Origin of the sequence: Alkalibacterium subtropicum (assembly GCF_900112455.1) — a bacterium.
GTDB lineage: Bacteria > Bacillota > Bacilli > Lactobacillales > Carnobacteriaceae_A > Alkalibacterium > Alkalibacterium subtropicum.
In genome coordinates this window covers 86751-107346 of record NZ_FOLT01000003.1, presented here as the reverse complement: position 1 = coordinate 107346, position 20596 = coordinate 86751, and the positions used below count along the sequence as shown (strand labels likewise).

Genomic DNA, 20596 nt, shown 5'->3' with positions numbered 1-20596 from the left:
ACCAGTCAGCAGAGAGAGAGATCTCCAGCTGATCAGAGGGTGTGTTTTTTGATTAATTATGGTACAACTGTATATAAATGTACCTGTCATAAATGTAATGTGGGTTTTTATTAGATAAGGATTCTCATTTGTCAAAAAATTGTTTCATTTGGGTATAAAAATACAAATATTTTAATAATATCTCTGAATATTTATTTCTTTATGATATAATTCGTGATGTAAGACAATTATTACAAATAAATACGATCGAAGGGCGGAGTTATAGTGAAACAAATTGGAAAAACACGTTCCAGGTTCAAGAATCTGATTTACAGCAGTGCCGTTTTAGCAGCTCTTTCACCTTCAGTGGAAGCAAAGGCTCAAGAAACGGAGCCTGTCGATACGAACGTTTCTATAGAAAATATGGAAGCAGACAATTTTGAATCAATGATGAAAAACGTACTGGTAAATAATGAAGACTTAGTCGGTCAGGATCTGTCTCTCCTCAGACTGATGATGACGGCAAGAGAACTGCACCTGGAAGGGAACTATGAACAGGTCACAGAGTTATACCGTTTCCTATCTACATATGCTGACCTTGATGAAGCAGTCCTGAAGCAAATACATACCAATGAAACACAAGCATTGAATGAAGCCGAGCCAGTCGAATGGACACTGAATGATGAACAGATCTCTAAATATGAAACGGTCATCATCCTCACCGGCGATCAGACGGCTGAGCTGCTGACTGCGCCAGTGACTCCCGAGCTGGAAACTGCAGAACAAGAAGTGCTGGTCGAAGAACCGGTAGCGGACGCAGCAGAAGCGACAGCTGAACCAACAGAAGAATCGGTTGTCGAGACAGCCGCTGTTACAGCGGATCAAGTCGTGAGCAGAGAAGCAGCAGAACCAGAGGTAACGGAGGATGAGAGTGATGCCAAGGAAACTGTCGTCACGATCTCCAGTTCCACTGAAGCAACGGACTTATATAATAAGTCGATGCAGTCCGGCTCCGTCACGACAGCCTGGTACACCGCTCTTGAAGGCTACAGTAAATATCCGGAAGACGAACGGTTCAAAGAAGCCATCGAAAAGGCCGGTGTCCGCAGCCTGAATTACGCCGATTCTCTGAAAGAAAGAGGCAATGTAGAAGGCGCCCTGGCTTATTATGGCCGGACGCTGGACAGTCCGTGGCTGTCAGCCGCTTTGACTGAACGGGCCCAGAACGCCCACGACAGGCTCCATGCCTCAATAAGCAGCAGCGAAGAAGAAAAGAAAGAAGCCTTATACAGAGCGTCGGTCGACTCGGGCTCCGTCACGACAGCCTGGTATAAAGCTATTGAAGGATACACTACCTATCCTGATGATGCCCGCTTTAAAGATGCGATCGAAAAAGCCGGTGTCCGCAGCCTGGACTACGCCGACCGTCTGGAAGACAGAGGCAATCTGTCAGGTGCGCTGGCATATTTTGGTCGTACGCTGGATAGCCCGTGGCTTTCAGAAACGCTGACCGAGCGTGCACAAAGTGCCTATGATAGACTCTATGCCTTACTGAACAGTGAAGAGGAAAAACAAAAAGAAGCCTTATACAGAGCGTCGGTCGACTCAGGATCCGTCACAACAGCGTGGTATAAAGCCATTGAAGGATACACTACCTATCCCGACGATGCCCGCTTTAAAGACGCGATCGAAAAAGCCGGTGTCCGCAGCCTGGACTATGCCGACCGCCTGGAAGACAGAGGTAATTATGCCGGTGCACTTGCCTATTATGGCCGGACCCTGGACAGTCCGTGGCTGTCTAAGACCTTGACAGAACGGACTCTGACATCACAGGACCGTGTGGAGAAGAAAGTAGCGGCCGAAGCAGAAGCGAAGAAACAGGAACTGTATACTGCATCTGTCACGTCCGGATCCGTCACGACGGCCTGGTATAAAGCCCTCGAAGGGTACAACACGTATCCCAACGATGCCCGCTTTAAAGATGCGATCGAGAAAGCCGGCGAGCGCAGTCTCGATTACGCTGACTCTCTGGAAGCGAGAGGCAATCTGAACGGAGCACTCGCTTATTTTGACCGGACTCTGGATAGCCCTTGGCTGAGCGCTGCGTTAAAAGAGCGTGCGCAAACCTCTAAAACACGTGTATTGAAAGCGATAGAAGAAGAAAAGAAAGAAGCCCTCTACAAGGCGTCTGTTGACTCCAGTTCCGTTTCGACGGCCTGGTACACAGCCCTTGAAGGCTATAATCAATACCCTGACGATGCCCGTTTTAAAGACGCCATCGAAAAAGCGGCGATCCGCAGCCTGGACTATGCTGATTCACTGGAAGCAAAAGGAAAAGCGTCAAGTGCTATCCCCTATTACGACCGCACCCTGGATGCCCCGTGGATGACCCAGGCGCTTTTAGACCGCGCTGAGACATCGAAGGCACGCATGCTGAAAGTCATCGAAGAAATAAATAAAACGGCCTTATACAATGCTTCGATCAATGCATCGACGGTGACCGAAGCCTGGAACAAAGCGGTCGAAGGCTACACGACGTACCCGACCGATACACGTTTCCAGGATGCCATTAGAAAAGCGGCTGTGCGTAATTTAAATTATGCCGACACGTTCGAGGCAAAAGGAAATGCGGCCGGGTCGATCCTGTACTATGACAGAGTCTTGAATGCCCCGTGGCTGCCGAACGACTTGTACACTCGGGCGTTCAACTCGAAAGAGGAGATGCTGCGGCTCATGGATTCCGATTATGTCTATCAGGAAATACTGAAAGAGCCGAATCAGATCATCGCCTGGGAGATGGCGGCCAAAGCCGTCGTAGACCATCCGGATGACACACGGATCTCAGACTACATTACCGCTCAGGCCGAAAACATTCTTGATGAAGCGATCACGCTGCATAAAGCCTATCAGTATGACCGGTCCGTCCAGCGTTATGATCTTCTGATCCATGGGCCGGCTGACTTGTATGATGACGAAGACATCGCCGAAAAATACAAGATCCTGGCATTGAACGATCTGATCCCGAACCATGCGTCTTATCAGAATTCTTACTACTTCGCGACCTTAGACGAAGCACTTGATCAGCAGATGCGCCGTGCCCCACAGACTCAGTCAGGCGGCAGCTGGGTGAATGCGTCACGCGAGCAGACAGAATATTACCTGAACCCGGCCAACTTCCTTGAGAGCATCGATACTGAAGCAGCCGCGTACAAAGTGACCGGAGAAGTCACCGCCAGCGCCTTGAATGTGCGCAGTGGCAACGGAACGGGCTACAGTGCCATCGATCAGGTCTACGCGGGCCAATCTGTCACGATCATCGATGAAGACAACGGCTGGTATCAAATCGTGTATATCGTTTCCGGCGAGACCCGGGTAGGCTGGGTCCACGGCGACTATGTCCAAAAAGACAGCAAAGAAACAGTCAAGCATGACTTCAATGAAGCCTATAACCCGGTCGCACGCATCACGGCTACGACCTTGAATGTGAGACAGGGACCGGGAACGAGCCACAGCATCATCACCACGGTGAACAGTGGTCAGCGCTATACGATCCTAAAAGGCGAAAGCGGCTGGTATCAGCTCGACTTGGGCAACGGCCAGCTTGGCTGGGTCTCAGGGGATTACGTCACCGTATCCAACACGCTTGAAAAAGACCTGCTGCAGTTTTTGAAACTGTCTGTGTCCTCAGGTATCGATGAAGTGAAGCTGAATCAGGAAATCGGAAACAGCGGCGTCCTGACAGGCAAAGGCCACATCTTCCTGGAAGCAAGCCAGCGCTATAACATTAACGAGATCTATCTGCTGGCTCATGCGAAACTGGAAACAGGGAACGGTTCGTCCTCCCTGGCTCAAGGAATCGAAGTGAGTGAAGTGGATGGAGTGGCAGTCGAACCGAAAGTCGTCTATAACATGTTCGGTATTGCCGCCTTTGACAGCTCACCGCTGAAATCCGGTTCCGAGTATGCCTACAAGATGGGCTGGGACACGGTGGATAAAGCGATCATGGGCGGTGCTGAATGGATCTCCAAACAGTACGTCAACCATGCTACACACAAGCAGGATACCCTGTACAAGATGAGATGGAACCCGCTTGATCCGGGTGCCCACCAGTATGCCACCGATATCGGCTGGGCGTACAAGCAGACCCATACATTGAACACACTGGTCGAAGTGTCGCAGAAATACGATCTGCATCTGAACTTCGATATCCCTGTGTACAACGTGACTCCAAAATAACGAAAAAGGGCTGTCTCTTGACTGAGGCAGCCCTTTTCATGTGTGAGGATTTCGTGAATTATTTGTCCAGTCTATTGAGTTGCTGGAAAAAACTGGTATCATAAGAAAGAATGAAAAAGAGGAAAGCGGGAATCGTATGACTAAGCAAACGCGTTCTGAAAGAAATCATAAAAGTAAAAATAAAACAGCGGGTAAAATCGTTCTGCGCATCGTTCTGTTCTTTATGCTGGTTTTGACGGCTGGCGGAGGCTATGTGGCCTGGCAGGTCTGGAGTGATCTCCAGAGCACCACGGATGACATGTACGAAGGGGCGGAAGACCGCCAGGAACACACCGCGCGTAAGGCCAAGCCTGTGGATGTCGACCAGGGAGAGGATCCCTTTACCGTCCTGATCATGGGGATCGATAACGAGGGCGACTCTGTCGAGTACGGGCGTTCCGATACGATGATGCTGGTGACTGTGAATCCCAATACGGAAAAGACGAGCATCCTGAGCATCCCCAGAGACACCTATACAGAAATCGTCGGCAGAGGCACCAAAGACAAGATCAATCACGCGCACGCCTTCGGTAAAGCCAGCATGGCGATGGACTCGGTCCAGAACCTCCTGGACGTCCCGGTGGATTACTATGTGTCTGTGAACATGGACAGCATGCAGCAGATGGTCGATGCCGTTGGAGGGATCACAGTCACCCCGCCGCTGTCGTTTACTCAAGACGAGTATCAGTTCACGGAAGGCGAACCGACGCATCTGGAAGGTGAAAAAGCGCTGGCTTATATCCGCATGCGCAAGAAAGACCCAGAAGGCGACTACGGCCGCCAGTTCCGTCAGCGTCAGATCATCGAAGGGGCGATGAAGAGTTTAGCCTCGGTCGATTCGATCATGAATTACCGCAGCATCTTGGGGACTCTGGGCGACTCGATGAAAACAAACATGAGCTTCAGCGAGATGCAGGATCTGTTCACCAACTACCGCGGGGCAGCCAAAGATATCGAACAGTACCAGCTGGCTGGCAGCGGCACGATGATGGACGGGGTTTACTATGAAGTGATCCCGGACGAAGAAATCGCTCGCATACAGAGTCAATTGAAAACTGAACTGGAACTGTAAATGAATGCTATCATCTCAAGTGGAGCTGGATCATGTGCTCACTTGTTCCGATAACCCGTTTGCGTGACGAGTGAACCGCAGTTTTGAGCCTCACTTGTCACGTTTTTACTGAATCGAGACAAGTGACCTGAAAATTGTCGTTCACTTGTACCGATCAGTGACGGATATAAGGAAAGCCGCCAGCGCTGGCGGCTTTTTTCTCTTATTAAAATGTATCTCCGATAGGCATTCAGGATATTTCAAATGACATCATCTCCAGGCGTGGTATAATATAAAGTAACTGCACAACGGTCAATCAGATATAGTAACTGCTCGATCAAAAAAAACTACAGAGAGTTGGAGAGAGATGGATGATCAGTCAAACCGGACACAGAGAAACAGCTCCAAAAAGAAAAAATCGGCCACGAAGATTTTCCTCAGTATCCTTTTAGGACTGCTGGTCCTTATCACAGGCGTAGGCGGCTATGTGGTCTGGCGCGTATATGACGATGTGAAACAGACGACCGAAGTCATGTATGAACCGGCGGAAGAACAGGAGCCGCATGAAAGCCGTCTCAAAAAACCGCTGGTCGTGGATGAAGGGGAGGATCCGTTCTCCGTTTTGATCATGGGGGTGGACACTGGGGATCTGGGAAGGGAATACACGGGACGCTCCGACACCATGATGCTGGTGACCGTCAACCCGAATACGGAAAAGACGAGTATCGTCAGTATCCCCAGAGATACCTATACAGAAATCATAGGCAAAGATTTTAAAGACAAGATCAACCATGCCTATGCCTTTGGCGGGACCAGCATGGCCATGAACACGGTCCAGAACCTCTTTGACATCCCTGTCGATTATTACCTTTCCGTCAACATGGAAGGCATGCAGACCATCGTGGATGCGATCGGCGGGATCAGGATCACCCCACCGCTCTCCTTCGAACATTCCGGCAACTCCTTTGTCGCCGGAGAGGAGACCCACATGACCGGGGCTCAGGCCCTGTCTTATTCACGCATGCGTTACGAAGATCCTGAAGGGGACTACGGGCGCCAGTACCGGCAGCGGCAGGTCATTGAAGCCACGATGAAGCAGATCGCCACGCTGGATTCCGTGCGCAACTACAGCTCTGTTCTGGAATCGATGAGCAGTTCGATGAAGACCAACATGTCCTTTGACGATATGGTGGATATGTTCAACAAGTACCGCGGCGCCGTGAACGAAGTCGAGCAGATCCAGCTGTCAGGCAGCGGCACGATGATCGACGGTATCTACTATGAAATCATCCCGGACGAAGAAATCGCCCGGGTGCAGGAGCATTTGAAGGATGAACTGGAGCTTTAAAATAGGTGGAGCGCTTCTATTAAGAAGGGCTCTTTCCTTTTGCATTGTGATAAAAATGGGGACGTGGTAAAATTGAAAATGACGAATGAAAATTGAGAGGAATGAAGGAAATGAATATAACAGTAGTGGGCTTAGGCTACGTTGGTCTGTCTAATGCCGTTTTACTGGCACAAAACAACACAGTGAAAGCCATTGATGTCATACAGGAAAAAGTAGATTTAGTGAATGATAAAAAATCACCGATCGTCGATAAGGAATTATCCGAGTACTTAGCGAATAAAGACCTGGATCTGGAAGCGACCACAGACAAAGCGGTCGCTTACGCGAACAACCCTGAGTTTGTCGTGATCGCTGCACCGACGAACTATGATGACAAAACGAATTATTTTGATACGTCTCTAGTAGAGACAGTTATTGAAGACGTTTTGAAATATGCACCGAAAGCCACGATGATCATCAAGTCTACGGTACCCGTCGGCTATACGAATGATGTACGCCAAAAGTTCAACACAGAGAACATCATCTTCTCGCCGGAATTCCTGCGTGAAGGGCATGCGCTTTATGATAACCTGCACCCGAGCCGGATCATTTTAGGCGAGAAATCAGAACGTGCCGAGAAGTTTGCGGATCTCTTAGTAGAAGGTGCTGAAAAAGAAGACATCGATGTCCTGTTGATGGATTCAACAGAAGCGGAAGCAGTGAAACTGTTTGCGAATACTTATCTCGCCTTGCGTGTGGCTTACTTCAATGAACTGGACACCTATGCAGAAGTGAATGGTCTGGATACACAGGCCATCATCGATGGGGTATCACTAGATCCGCGTATCGGGGATCACTACAACAACCCGTCATTCGGTTACGGTGGCTACTGCCTGCCGAAAGACACGAAACAGCTCTTGGCCAACTATGACAAAGTGCCGAACAATCTGATCCAGGCGATCGTGGATGCCAACCGTACCCGTAAGGACTTCGTCTCAGAACAGGTGCTTGCCAGAAATCCTAAAAAAGTCGGGATCTATCGTCTGGTCATGAAATCAGGATCGGACAACTTCCGACAAAGCGCGATACAGGGTGTCATGAAACGCATCAAAGCAAAAGGGATCGAAGTGGTCGTGTATGAACCCGTTCTTCAAGAAGACACGTTCTACAACTCAAAAGTGAACAATGATATCGAGTCGTTCAAGGACGAAGTGGATATTATCATCGCCAATAGGATCACAGACGATATTAAAGATGTGAAAGAAAAAGTCTACACCAGAGATTTATACAACAATAACTAGATAGAAATACAATATCGTACCCATTTATTTAATTGTTGATCTATTATATGGATAGTCATTAAAACATTCAAAGTTTCTCTAGGAAACTTTGAATGTTTTTTTTGCTAAAAAGTTCTAAAATTACAAACAAACATTGGAAGCGATACCAATTTTGTCTGAAATTTGTCGGGCTAAAAAACAAAAATGTTTAACTTATTAAAACGTCTTAAAATAACACAGCTAAATATGGTACTATTAAAACTGTTATATAAAGTATAGGTAAATGAACCTAAAGTAAGTAAATTTAGTGATTTTCAGGAGGAAAAGATGGAAGAAGAAATTAGTTTGGTCGAGTTATTCGCCATTATCAAGAAGAGATTAGCCCTTATTATAAACTTAACATTACTGGGCCTGCTTATTACTGCGGTCTACACCTTTTTTATTGCCACACCGGAGTACAGCGCAACCACACAATTGCTGGTGAACCGGACGCAGCAGACTGAAATGATCCAGCAGTCCGATATCAATACGAACCTGCAATTGATCAATACATATAAAGACATCATCAAAGGACCGGTCATTTTAGACGACGTGAGAGAAGATTTGAACTTATCACTAACGCATACTGAAGTTGCCGACAAAATTTCAATCTCAAACGCCAGTGATTCACAGGTGTTCTCGATCACGGTCAATGATACAGACCCTTATGCGGCAGCTGAGCTAGCCAATACAACGGCCTCAGTGTTTCAGGAAAAATTGAATGAAATCATGAACGTGGATAACATAACGGTCATTTCACCTGCGGTACCTGATACCAGCCCAGTTTCACCAAACAATACACTGAACCTGGCCATTGGCCTGGTTTTAGGCGGGATGGTCGGCGTCGGCTTAGCCTTCCTGCTGGAATTCCTGGACAACACGGTTAAGGATGAAGACTTCATCGTAGAAGAGCTGGGATGGACAAGCTTGGGTATCGTCTCAAAAATGAACCCAGACGATTTAAAGGCAGACGAGCATCAGCCGCTGACATTCCAGCCAGCAGAATCAAGACGCACACGGTCACGCGTATAGAGGAGAGAGCCCATGTTATTTAAAAAGAAAAAACAACTGAACCAAACATCACCGGGACTTGTTACATTGAACAAGCCGATGTCACACATCTCTGAACAGTTCAGAACGATCCGCACGAACATTCAGTTCTCAATGATCGATGATACCTTGAAATCGATCGTCGTGACATCTGCAAATTCTGATGCAGGGAAATCGACCCTGGCTGCGAACCTGGCGTCGACTTTTGCCTCGGAAGAAAAAAGAGTCCTGCTCGTCGATGCGGATCTGAGAAAACCGACGGTACATAAAATCTTTTCAGTCAGAAACACTGAAGGCTTGACCACGCTGTTGACTGACCGGGAAGCAGAACTGGATGACCTGGTTGTAAGGACCCGTTCAGCAGGCTTATATGTCCTGTCGAGCGGTGCGATCCCACCGAACCCGGCTGAGATGCTTGGATCCAACCGTATGAAAGAAGTCGAGAAAGAAATGATGGCCGCTTTTGATCTGGTGATTTTTGATATGCCGCCGGTCTTGGTCGTCACCGATGCTCAGGTCATGGCATCCCGCGCAGACGGTGTGCTGTTTGTCATACCGAAAGGCCAGGAACATAAAGACAGTATCCTGAAGGCGAAAGACTTGCTCGATAAAGTACAGGCCAATGTCTTAGGCGCCGTATTGAATAAAGTAGAAGACACAGACACGTATACGTACTACTACGGACTGGATTAAGAGAGAGGAGACGAGCGGATGATCGACTTGCATTGTCATATTTTACCGGGCGTGGATGACGGCGCTAAAACGATGGAAGAATCTGTGGAGATGGCCAAGCTGGCTGCTTCAGAAGGCATCACCCATATCCTGGCGACCCCGCATCATATGAACCGCAGCTGGTTCAATGAAAAGCAGGACGTCATCAAGCTCGTCAACCAACTACAATCCGAACTTGACCGGCAGGAGATCGCTATGACGATCTTCCCCGGTCAGGAGATCCGTCTCTACGGTGACATTATTAAAGACATAGAAGAGGACAAGATCCTCTTTACCGATGAACAGCAGCAGTACATACTCATCGAATTTCCGACTGCAACGATCCCGACTTACGCTGAACGACTCTTTTTCGATCTGCAGTCCAGTGGGAAGATACCCATTATCGTTCATCCTGAACGAAACCATGAAATACTGAAACATCCCAACCATTTAAAAGACTTCATCGACAAAGGCGCACTGGCTCAGCTCACAGCAGCCAGTTATACGGGCGGCTTTGGCAGTAAGATACAGAAATTCTCCAAGCAGCTGATCGAAGCGAATCTCGTCCATTTCCTCGCATCCGATGCTCATAATGTCACGAACAGAGCCTTCCACATGCAGGACGCTTACGATAGATTAAGCAAAGAATACGGTACCAATAAACTTGGTGAATTTCACAAAGTGACAAAAGACTTGATCAACGGGGAACTCGTTGTCGCACCAACACCCAAGGAAGTCAAACAGTCATTTTTATCAAAATGGTTCAAATAAATAGTAGGAGAGGAAACAGTCATGAATCGGACAATGAAACGCATCACCTTAATCACATTGGATTTGACGGTCTTTTATCTGACCGGTCTCTTTGCCTATTTGTTCTTGAGTCCGCTTGTCGCTTTAGATTCTGAGCCACTGATCTGGTCACTCTTAGTCAGTGCGGGTATCTACATAGGCTTGGCCTTTTACTTTAGGCTGTTCGATAAGATCAACCGCTACACGAGTATCAGAGAGACGATCGTACATGGGCTGATCATCACCCTCGCCTTCACAGTGAGTGATATCGTCACGATGTCCTTCGCTCCCCTCAGCATGCGTTTCCTGTTCTTGTGGTACATATTGACAGCCATGATCATTCCTGCCAGTCGTGTGGGCTGGCGGATTTTGATGGAGCACCGCATGAAGAAAGAAAAGCTGAACGGAAACGAAGACGTCACCAAACTCCGTACCTTGATCGTTGGAGCAGGTGAAGGCGGTGGACTATTTATCCGTAACCTTCAGCACGATCCGGCGATTGAATTTGTCGGTATCGTGGATGACGACGACAACAAGAAAAACACAACCGTATATGGCGTTCCGGTACTAGGCAAGACGAAAGACATCGAAAAGCTGATCGATACGTATGATGTCGACCAGGTGACGATCGCTATCCCATCTCTTTCATCTAAAGATTTAGAGCGTATCGTATCTTACTGTAATGAGACAGATATCAAAGTGAACCAGATGCCTTCAGTGGAAGATATGGTTCAAGGCACGTATGAAGTCAATGAATTCAAAGAGATTGATGTGACCGACTTGCTCGGTCGTGACGAAGTGAAACTAGACATGGAAAAAATCGCGACACAGCTCTCCGGTCAAACGATTCTTGTTTCTGGAGCTGGCGGATCGATCGGATCAGAAATTTGCCGTCAAATCATCCGTTTCTCACCAAAACGTATCCTGCTTCTGGGACACGGAGAGAATTCGATTTATTTGATCAATAGAGAACTAAAACCTTTTGCGGACAAGAACGAGATCGATTTAGTCCCTGTTATCGCAGATATTCAGGACCGCGACCGTATCTTTAAAGTCATGGCCCAGTACAAACCGGACCGTGTCTATCATGCGGCAGCACACAAGCATGTCCCTCTAATGGAGTATAATCCAACAGAGGCAGTCAAGAATAATGTCTACGGTACGAAGAACATGGCAGAAGGGGCTAAAGCAGCCGGGGTCCAGAGTTTCGTTATGGTTTCAACGGACAAAGCCGTTAACCCACCTAACGTCATGGGCGCCACCAAGCGAATCGCCGAAATGATCGTGACTGGACTGAATGAAGAAGGCAAAACAAACTTCGTAGCCGTACGGTTTGGGAACGTCCTAGGCAGTCGTGGGAGTGTGATCCCAGTCTTTAAAGATCAGATCAAAAAAGGCGAACCGATCACTGTCACCGACTTCCGTATGACCCGCTACTTCATGACGATTCCTGAAGCCAGCCGTTTAGTCCTCCAAGCAGGATCACTGGCTCGTGGAGGAGAAATCTTTGTTCTGGACATGGGCGAGCCAGTCAAGATCGTTGACTTGGCTAAACAAATGATTCAGCTCAGCGGAGCGAAGAACAAAGACATAAAGATCACTGAATCAGGGATTCGTCCTGGTGAAAAACTGTATGAAGAACTTTTAAGTAAGAGTGAGAATACGAAGAAACAAGTTTATGAAAAAATCTTTATCGGTAAAGTTACCAATGCACCGCTTAATGAAGTCTTGAATTTTGTTAAAAGGCTAGAACGACTCTCTGACGAAGAACTTAAAGTACAGCTCGTGGCATTCGCTAACAACAAGATCAAACTAGATGAACCCGACACAAATGAAGATACAGAAATGGTCTATGCGTAAGGGTAAAGGCTTTAGCTACGCTAAGTAGGTGGGGCCTTTCAATACATAATGATATAGTTAATCGTAAAACACATACATAAGGCAGGGTGACGAATATGACAGCAGAAAATAAAAAAATCTGGTTAGCTTCTCCACATATGAGTAAAGAAGGCTACGAGCAGCAATACGTGCAGGAAGCCTTTGATACGAACTGGGTTGCGCCACTAGGACCAAACGTAAATGAATTTGAAAAAGAGTTGGCTGAAAAAGTGGGTTCTAAACATGCCGCAGCACTTACTTCTGGCACAGGGGCTATTCACTTAGCGTTAAAAGCAGCTGGAGTAGGAGAAGGAGATATCGTCCTTTGTCCAACCCTTACATTTTCTGCGTCTGCCAATCCAATCATTTATCAGAATGCTACACCAGTATTCATTGATAGTAATTATGAAACATGGAACATGGATCCTAATGCTTTGAAAGAAGCTTTTGAAAAATACGGTGAGCGCGTTAAAGCTGTAATCGTGGTTCATTTATATGGCTTTTCTGCAGATATGGATAAAATCATTGAAATATGCGACCAGTACAATGTGCCAGTCATAGAAGATGCGGCGGAATCTCTGGGGGCTTATTACAAAGGAAAACACACAGGTACGTTCGGAAAATATGGGATATTCTCATTCAATGGGAATAAAATCATTACAACGTCTGGGGGCGGAATGTTAGTCTCAGATGATGAAGAGAAAATTGACAAGGTCAGATTCTGGTCTACTCAATCGCGAGATACAGCCAGACATTATCAGCACAGTGAATTAGGTTTTAATTACCGCATGAGTAATGTTGTTGCAGGAATCGGCAGGGGACAGCTTAAAGTGTTAGACCGAAGAGTCGCTAAGAAGAAGTACATTTTCGATTTTTACAAAAAAGAACTAGAGCATTTAGAAGGTGTAGAATTCATGCCTGTCAATAATTGGAATGAGCCAAACTTTTGGCTGAGTGTTATGACTTTAAATGGTGAAATTAGACCTTTAGACGTGATGGAGACATTAGAGAAAGAAAATATCGAATCCCGACCAGTTTGGAAACCCATGCACATGCAGCCGTTTTTTGAAGAGTATGATTACATTGGATCAAACACAAGTGAAAAACTATTTGAGAATGGTGTCTGCTTGCCATCAGATACAAAGATGACAGATGAAGACCTTGAGAAAATTTGTTCAATTATCAAGGATTTGTGGTCATAATAATGATAAAAGATAATACAGCGAACCATGGTGTATATAAAAAAAACTTTAAAAGATTGTTGGATTTATTTTTATCACTAGTAGCGATGGTAGTACTAAGTCCAGTACTAATAATTGTTGGCGTACTAGTAAGAATTAAACTGGGCAGCCCGGTGCTTTTCAAGCAAAAGAGACCCGGACTTGATGAAAAGATTTTTACCATGTATAAGTTCAGAACAATGACAGATGAGACTGATGAAGATGGTAACTTGTTATCTGACGATATAAGACTCACGAACTTTGGAAAAACACTGAGATCCACATCGTTAGATGAACTTCCGGAACTGATCAATATTATTAAAGGTGATATGAGCATAGTAGGTCCAAGACCGTTACTTATCCAGTATCTGGATCTTTATAACGACCATCAAAAAAGAAGACATGAAGTAAGGCCAGGACTTACCGGTCATGCACAAGTAAATGGACGCAATGAGATCAGCTGGGAAGATAAATTTGATTTGGATGTTGAATATGTTGATAATGTCACATTTATTACTGATTGTAGGATCGTTTTTCGGACTATAAAAAAGGTATTCGTGAGGGAAGGGATTAGTTCGAACTCTTCTTCTACCATGGAAAAATTCGAAGGTAATGATAAAGCTTTTTACAACTAAAAATGTGGAAAGGATTGTAGTAAATAGTGAGAAAGAGATTATTAATTATTGGTGCAAGTGGGCATGGAAAAGTTATAGCGGATATTGCATTAAAACTTAATAAATGGACTAACATTTCCTTTCTAGATGATGACGAGTCAAAAAACATGACTATGGGTTTGAATATCATTGGTAAAACTAAAGACGCTTTTAAATATAAAGATATAGCAGAATTTATTGTGGCTATAGGAGACAATAAGATTAGAGAAAAAGTTCAGTGTATGCTGACGGATGAGGAATTATCAGTAACCACGTTGATACATCCAAACGCAACGATTGGTACTGATGTCGAAATTGATAAAGGATCTGTAGTCATGGCAGGTGTAGTGATCAATAGTTCAACCCGAATAGGGAAAGGGTGTATCATTAATACTAGCTCTAACATCGATCACGATAATATAATTGAAGATTTTGTGCATATCTCACCTAGAGTAAGTTTAGCAGGTACTGTAAAGGTAGGTAAGAATAATTGGATAGGCACAGGCAGTGTAGTAAGTAACAATATCATCTTGTGTCCGGGGTGTTTAATCGGTGCAGGTACGTTGGTTATAAATGATATCAAAGAACCCGGAACGTATTTTGGTGTGCCAGCAAGGAGAGCATTCTAATGTCAAAAGTATTAATTTTATCAAACTTTGGTATGGGTCTATATAAATTCAGAAAAGAATTATTAAAAGAATTGATTGATCAAGGTCACAATGTTTATGTGTCCTTGCCAGATGACGATTATATTCCATTATTAAAAAGTATGGGTTGCAATTATATTGAATCAAATTTAGACCGGAGAGGTAAAAATCCAATTTCTGATATAAGATTGATGCTCTCTTACATAAGGATGATTCATAATATAAAACCAGATATTGTTCTTACTTATACGATCAAGCCAAATATTTATGGTGGGATGGCGTGTAGATTTACTAATACACCTTACCTTCCCAATATCACAGGGTTAGGCACTGCAATAGAGAATCAGGGGATGATGCAAAAATTAACATTATCTCTTTATAAAATGGGTTTAAAGAAAGCAGACTCTGTTTTTTTCCAAAATAAATCAAATAAAGAATTCTTCTGTGAAAAAGAAATATTAAAAAGTGCTCCTATTGTTATTCCGGGGTCTGGAGTAAATCTTGAAGAACATCAAATTGAAGAGTATCCTCTGGAAGATAATACTATCCGGTTATTATACATAGGTAGAATCATGAAAAATAAAGGAATCGATGAGCTACTTGATGCATCCAGAAGATTCAAAGATAATAATAAGCTAGAATTTCATATAGTAGGATTTTGTGAAGAGAATTATTTAAAGGAATTGGAAGAATTAGACGATGAAGGAGTAATACATTATCACGGGCAACAAAATGATGTACATAAATTTATCAAGGACGCTCACGCCACGATATTACCTTCCTACCATGAGGGCCTCTCGAATGTTTTGCTCGAATCTGCCTCTGCTGGTAGACCAGTCCTTGCGTCAAACGTAGACGGATGTAAAGAAACGTTTGATGAAGGAATAAGTGGTTTTGGTTTTGATGTTAAGTCAACAGAGTCATTAGTAGAAACTATAAAAACTTTTATTAATCTTCCTTATGAAAAAAAGAAGGATATGGGGGCAGCAGGAAGAAAAAAAATAGAGACAGAATTTGATAGAAATATAGTTATACAATCTTATCTAAAGCAAATCAAAATAACAAAGGAGAATGTAAAATGAATTTATATGACAAGATTAAAAATAGAGAAGAAAAAATATCACTGATAGGCCTTGGTTACGTAGGTATGCCAATAGCTGTATCATTTGCAAAAATAGCTGAAGTCATTGGGTTTGACATCAGTAAAGAAAAGGTTGAACTTTATAAAAATGGCGTCGATCCAACTAAAGAAGTTGGGGATGAAGTAATCAAGAATACTACTGTAGAATTTACTGCAGATGAAACAAAGCTAAAAGAAGCTAAGTTTCATATTGTAGCAGTGCCTACGCCAGTAAATTCAGACCATACTCCTGACCTAAGACCAGTAGAGTCAGCTAGCAGAACAGTTGGCAGAAACTTAACTAAGGGTTCAATCGTTGTCTTTGAATCTACAGTATATCCTGGAGTCACGGAAGATAATTGTATTCCGATACTGGAGAAAGAATCAGGATTAAAATGTGGTGTTGATTTCAAAGTAGGCTATTCTCCAGAAAGAATCAATCCTGGCGATAAAATACATAGACTAGAAACAATTGTTAAAGTTGTCTCAGGTATGGATGATGAGTCTCTAGATACCATCGCAAAAGTGTATGAACTTGTAGTGGACGCCGGTGTGCACAGAGCAGCTTCTATTAAGGTTGCTGAAGCGGCAAAAGTTATTGAAAACTCTCAAAGAGATATCAATATTGCATTCATGAACGAATTATCAATTATTTTTGACAAAATGAATATAGACACGAAAGCTGTATTAGAAGCAGCGGGAACAAAGTGGAATTTCTTGAAATTCTCACCTGGTTTAGTTGGTGGTCATTGCATAGGGATAGATCCATACTACTTAACTTATAAAGCAGAGCAGTTAGGTTATCATTCACAGATAATTTTATCTGGAAGAAGAATTAATGACAACATGGGTAAATACGTTGTTGAAAACGTTATTAAAAACCTTATTAAAGCTAACGTCCCAGTGAAAGAAGCTAAAGTGGCAATACTTGGTTTTACTTTCAAAGAAAATACTCCAGATACAAGAAATACTAGAGTTATTGATATTTATAACGAATTAAACGAATATGGAATCACACCGCTGATTGCTGATCCTGTAGCAGATGCCGAAGAAGCCAAGCATGAATATGAGCTAGAGTTTAATTCTTTAAAAGATATTAAGAATATGGATACAATAATATTAGCCGTCGGACACGATCAATTTTTGAAATTAACTCAAGATGAAATTAGTAAATTATTTAAGGAAGGTTCAAATAATACTAAGGTACTAATCGATATAAAAGGAATTCTTGACAGAAAAGAATATGAGATAGCTGGATACAGATACTGGAGACTTTAATTTAAAGGTGGATTATTAATGGGATATGAAAATGTAGAATTTCCAAAAGATAGTGTCTTTCTTGTCACAGGCGGAGCCGGGTTTATTGGCTCTAACCTGTGTGAAGTATTACTAGATAAAGGTTATAACGTGAGGTGTTTGGACGATTTATCTAACGGTAAACAAGCCAATATAGATTTATTCATAGATAATCCTAACTACACATTCATTAAAGGTGATATTAGGGATTTAAATACTTGTATGGATGCCTGTAAAGGTGTTGATTACGTATTAAATCAAGCGGCTTGGGGAAGTGTACCTAGGAGTATAGAGATGCCTCTACTATATGAAGAAGTAAATATCAGAGGTACCTTAAACATGATGGAGGCTGCCAGACAAAATGGAGTTAAAAAGTTTGTTTACGCGTCCAGCTCCTCAGTATACGGTGATGAACCAAAGCTTCCTAAGCAAGAAGGCAGAGAAGGTAATGTGTTATCTCCATATGCGCTCACAAAAAAAGTTGATGAGGAATATGGTAAATTATATTCTAGGCTTTATGGGTTAGATACTTATGGTCTAAGATACTTTAACGTGTTTGGTAAAAGACAAGATCCAGAAGGGGCATATGCAGCAGTTTTGCCAAAATTTATCAAACAACTATTAAATGATGAGCGCCCAACTATTAACGGTGATGGCAAACAAAGTAGAGATTTCACATATATCGAAAATGTTATTGAAGCAAATCTTAAAGCCTGTAAAGCATCTTCTGCAGTGGCGGGAGAAGCTTTTAATATTGCTTACGGTGGAAGAGAATATCTTATTGATGTGTATAATTCATTATCTGAAGCGCTCGATAAAAAAATCGAACCTATTTTTGGGCCGGATAGAAAAGGTGACATAAAACATAGTAATGCAGATATTGAGAAAGCAAAAAATCTACTTAATTATAATCCGAGTTGGAATTTCGGTCGTGGTATTGAAGAAGCAATAGAATGGTATAAGGACAATATTTAATATGGAGAACAAGTCAAGAGGAAGAGACAAGTTTGATAAATACAAAAACATTATATACTTATTAGTAAATATTATTTCTGTATTGCCAAGAAGATTGAGAATGTTGCTCATGAATAGTTTTAGAAATCAGAATGGAATACCAGGATTGGTTATTAGGTATATTCTTTTAAGATCACTGACAAATAAATGTGGTTATAATGTGAGTATACATCCAGGGGTTTACATATTTCATTTAGAAAATTTGGTTGTAGGTGATAACGTTAGTATTCATCCAATGTGTTATATCGATGCAATTGGTGGAATTGAAATTGGAGATGACGTTTCAATTGCACATAGTACCACAATAATGTCTTCAGAACATAAATATACTGATTGTGATATTTTAATAAAAAATCAAGGAGTTATTTACCGTGAAACAATCATAAAATCTAACGTATGGATAGGAGCAGGAGCTCGAATATTGGCTGGTTCAGTTATAAATGAAGGAGCTATAATTGCTTCAGGAGCTGTAATAAAGAATACAGTAGAGAGCAATTATATTTACGGAGGAGTGCCAGGAAAAAAGATTAAGGAGAGATAAAATGAATGCACTATTCGCTCATGATCATATTTTTTATAAGTTTGATGAAACATTTTTAAGTAATGGTGGGTTGTCGTATGAGGTCTTATCTCGTTACTTGGGCGTCTTTGATAATTTACAAATAATTTCAAGACAAGTAGAAATTGACGATGTAAATAAAAACTTGACACTTGCTAGTGGAAAAAATGTCAAATTTTGTAAAGTTCCTAATTACAAATCAATAAAAAAAATGTATAAGGTATTTAGAGCAAAGAGAGTTATAAGAGAAGCGGTTAAAGGAACTGATTGTGTTATTGCTAGGTTACCAAGTTTGATTGGAAATCTTGCGATTAAGTATGCAAAGAAGTACAACAAGCCTTATATGGTTGAAGTTGTTGGTTGTGCATGGGATGCAAATATAAACTATGGTAATTTGGCAGGTAAAATATTAGCTCCTTATGATTACTTAACTAATAGATTTCATATAAAACATTCGAAGTACACAATATATATAACTAAAAATTTTTTACAGAAAAGATACCCTACAAATGGGAAGATTGAAGTCTGCCCAAATGTAAATATTAAGCCCGTCAACAGTCATGTTCTGTTTGAAAGATTGAATAGAATTATAGAAAAAAGAAGCTACTTAAGATTTGGACTAATTGGTTCATTAGATGTCGATTATAAAGGGCATGAAACAGTAATAAAAGCTCTGGGATTAATAAAAGATAAGTTGCCAGATTTCAAAGTCGAATTTTTAGGTGAAGGGGATCAGAATCGGTGGAGAAAACTATTAGAAAACAATAATATGACTGACAATGTTTTTTTTGTGGGAACTTTACCTAGTGGGAAGTCTGTTTATAATTGGATGGATAAAATCGATATTATTTTACAACCAAGTTATGCTGAGGCACAGGGAAGAAGTATTATTGAAGCAATGAGTAGAGGTTGTCCAATAATCTCAAGCAAGGTAGGAGGCATTGTTGAATTAATTGATTCTGATTGGTTAATTGAAGCGGGAGATTACACTTCATTATCGAAAAAAATATTAAATATGGTAGAAGATCCTCAAAATCAAATACTACAGTCAAAAAGAAATTTTCAAGAAGCTAGACAATATTATAAGTATAATATTGAAGATAAGCGTTCAAAGTTCCTTACTAAATTTAAAATTGATATTGAAAGAATGGAAGGTATCAAATGAATTCTAGAAATATATTACAGAAAGCTTATAATTTCTTAGTGTATATATTATTAATGCAATTAATTTTAGGAGTCCTTAACCTACTTCCTAATTTTAAGCTTTCTAATCAAATTCGAGGGTTCTTAATTAAGCCTTTCTTTAAAGAATGTGGAAAAAATTTCCAAATCGCAAAAGGTGCTATAATAAATCTACCTAGAAATATTCAAATTGGAGATAATGTCTATATAGCTCATGATGCTTGGATAAACGGTACTGGTGGGTTAATTATTGGAGATGGTGTCATTATATCACCTAAAGTAGTTATTGCAACTACTAAGCATAAGTATGTTAACGGTGCAGTAAGCCTCGTAGCTTCAGAAAATGGTCCAATTAATATTGGAAATGGCTCTTGGATATCAAGTAATTCTACTCTTACTATGAATATTAATATCGGAGCTGGATGTATAATTGGAGCTAATTCGGCTGTGACAAAAGATATTCCAGAAAATAGCTTTGCCGGAGGAGTTCCAGCAAAAATTATCAAACCTTTGAATAATTAGTTAG

Annotated in this window: 17 protein-coding genes; all 17 read left to right on the top strand. The window is 42.4% G+C overall.

Going from position 1 to position 20596, the window contains the following annotated elements:
• Positions 1-264: 264 nt before the first annotated feature.
• On the top strand, positions 265-4215 hold the full coding sequence (locus tag BM049_RS04055; protein ID WP_091528871.1) for an N-acetylglucosaminidase: 3951 nt from the start codon (positions 265-267) through the stop codon (positions 4213-4215).
• A gap of 136 nt (positions 4216-4351) precedes the next feature.
• Positions 4352-5326, top strand: coding sequence for an LCP family glycopolymer transferase (locus BM049_RS04050; protein ID WP_091529190.1), 975 nt, complete (start codon positions 4352-4354; stop codon positions 5324-5326).
• Between the two features lie 346 nt (positions 5327-5672).
• Positions 5673-6653 (top strand): LCP family glycopolymer transferase, encoded by a 981-nt coding sequence (locus BM049_RS04045; RefSeq protein ID WP_091528870.1) that lies wholly within the window; start codon positions 5673-5675, stop codon positions 6651-6653.
• A gap of 110 nt (positions 6654-6763) precedes the next feature.
• Positions 6764-7933: a nucleotide sugar dehydrogenase gene (locus BM049_RS04040; protein WP_091528868.1), complete on the top strand. Its 1170-nt coding sequence runs from the start codon at positions 6764-6766 to the stop codon at positions 7931-7933.
• A 306-nt stretch (positions 7934-8239) separates the two neighbouring features.
• Complete coding sequence (locus BM049_RS04035) at positions 8240-8983, top strand: YveK family protein (protein ID WP_091528867.1); 744 nt, start codon at positions 8240-8242, stop codon at positions 8981-8983.
• A 12-nt stretch (positions 8984-8995) separates the two neighbouring features.
• Complete coding sequence (locus tag BM049_RS04030) at positions 8996-9694, top strand: CpsD/CapB family tyrosine-protein kinase (RefSeq protein WP_091528865.1); 699 nt, start codon at positions 8996-8998, stop codon at positions 9692-9694.
• Positions 9695-9712: 18 nt separating this feature from the next.
• The gene (locus BM049_RS04025; RefSeq protein ID WP_091528864.1) at positions 9713-10483 is read left to right on the top strand and encodes a tyrosine-protein phosphatase; all 771 of its coding nucleotides are present in this window, start codon (positions 9713-9715) and stop codon (positions 10481-10483) included.
• 21 nt (positions 10484-10504) lie between these two features.
• On the top strand, positions 10505-12361 hold the full coding sequence (locus BM049_RS04020) for a polysaccharide biosynthesis protein (RefSeq protein ID WP_091528862.1): 1857 nt from the start codon (positions 10505-10507) through the stop codon (positions 12359-12361).
• 95 nt (positions 12362-12456) lie between these two features.
• Positions 12457-13581, top strand: a complete 1125-nt coding sequence (locus BM049_RS04015) for a DegT/DnrJ/EryC1/StrS family aminotransferase (protein WP_091528861.1) — start codon at positions 12457-12459, stop codon at positions 13579-13581.
• A gap of 2 nt (positions 13582-13583) precedes the next feature.
• On the top strand, positions 13584-14234 hold the full coding sequence (locus BM049_RS04010) for a sugar transferase (protein WP_091528860.1): 651 nt from the start codon (positions 13584-13586) through the stop codon (positions 14232-14234).
• Between the two features lie 26 nt (positions 14235-14260).
• Positions 14261-14881: an acetyltransferase gene (locus tag BM049_RS04005; RefSeq protein WP_091528858.1), complete on the top strand. Its 621-nt coding sequence runs from the start codon at positions 14261-14263 to the stop codon at positions 14879-14881.
• Positions 14881-15981 carry a glycosyltransferase family 4 protein gene (locus BM049_RS04000; RefSeq protein ID WP_091528856.1) on the top strand — a complete coding sequence of 367 codons (1101 nt, stop codon included), beginning with the start codon at positions 14881-14883 and terminating at the stop codon, positions 15979-15981. The genes BM049_RS04005 and BM049_RS04000 overlap by 1 nt, the downstream gene beginning before the upstream one ends.
• Positions 15978-17297, top strand: a complete 1320-nt coding sequence (locus BM049_RS03995; protein WP_091528854.1) for a nucleotide sugar dehydrogenase — start codon at positions 15978-15980, stop codon at positions 17295-17297. Before BM049_RS04000 ends, BM049_RS03995 begins: the two co-directional genes overlap by 4 nt.
• 18 nt (positions 17298-17315) lie before the next feature.
• Positions 17316-18290 carry an SDR family oxidoreductase gene (locus BM049_RS03990; RefSeq protein ID WP_091528852.1) on the top strand — a complete coding sequence of 325 codons (975 nt, stop codon included), beginning with the start codon at positions 17316-17318 and terminating at the stop codon, positions 18288-18290.
• 1 nt (position 18291) lies between these two features.
• The gene (locus BM049_RS03985) at positions 18292-18870 is read left to right on the top strand and encodes an acyltransferase (protein ID WP_091528850.1); all 579 of its coding nucleotides are present in this window, start codon (positions 18292-18294) and stop codon (positions 18868-18870) included.
• Between the two features lies 1 nt (position 18871).
• Positions 18872-20053: a glycosyltransferase family 4 protein gene (locus BM049_RS03980; RefSeq protein ID WP_091528849.1), complete on the top strand. Its 1182-nt coding sequence runs from the start codon at positions 18872-18874 to the stop codon at positions 20051-20053.
• Entirely contained in the window at positions 20050-20592 is a 543-nt protein-coding gene (locus BM049_RS03975; RefSeq protein WP_091528847.1) for an acyltransferase, read from the top strand. The genes BM049_RS03980 and BM049_RS03975 overlap by 4 nt, the downstream gene beginning before the upstream one ends.
• The last annotated feature ends 4 nt before the right edge of the window (positions 20593-20596 follow it).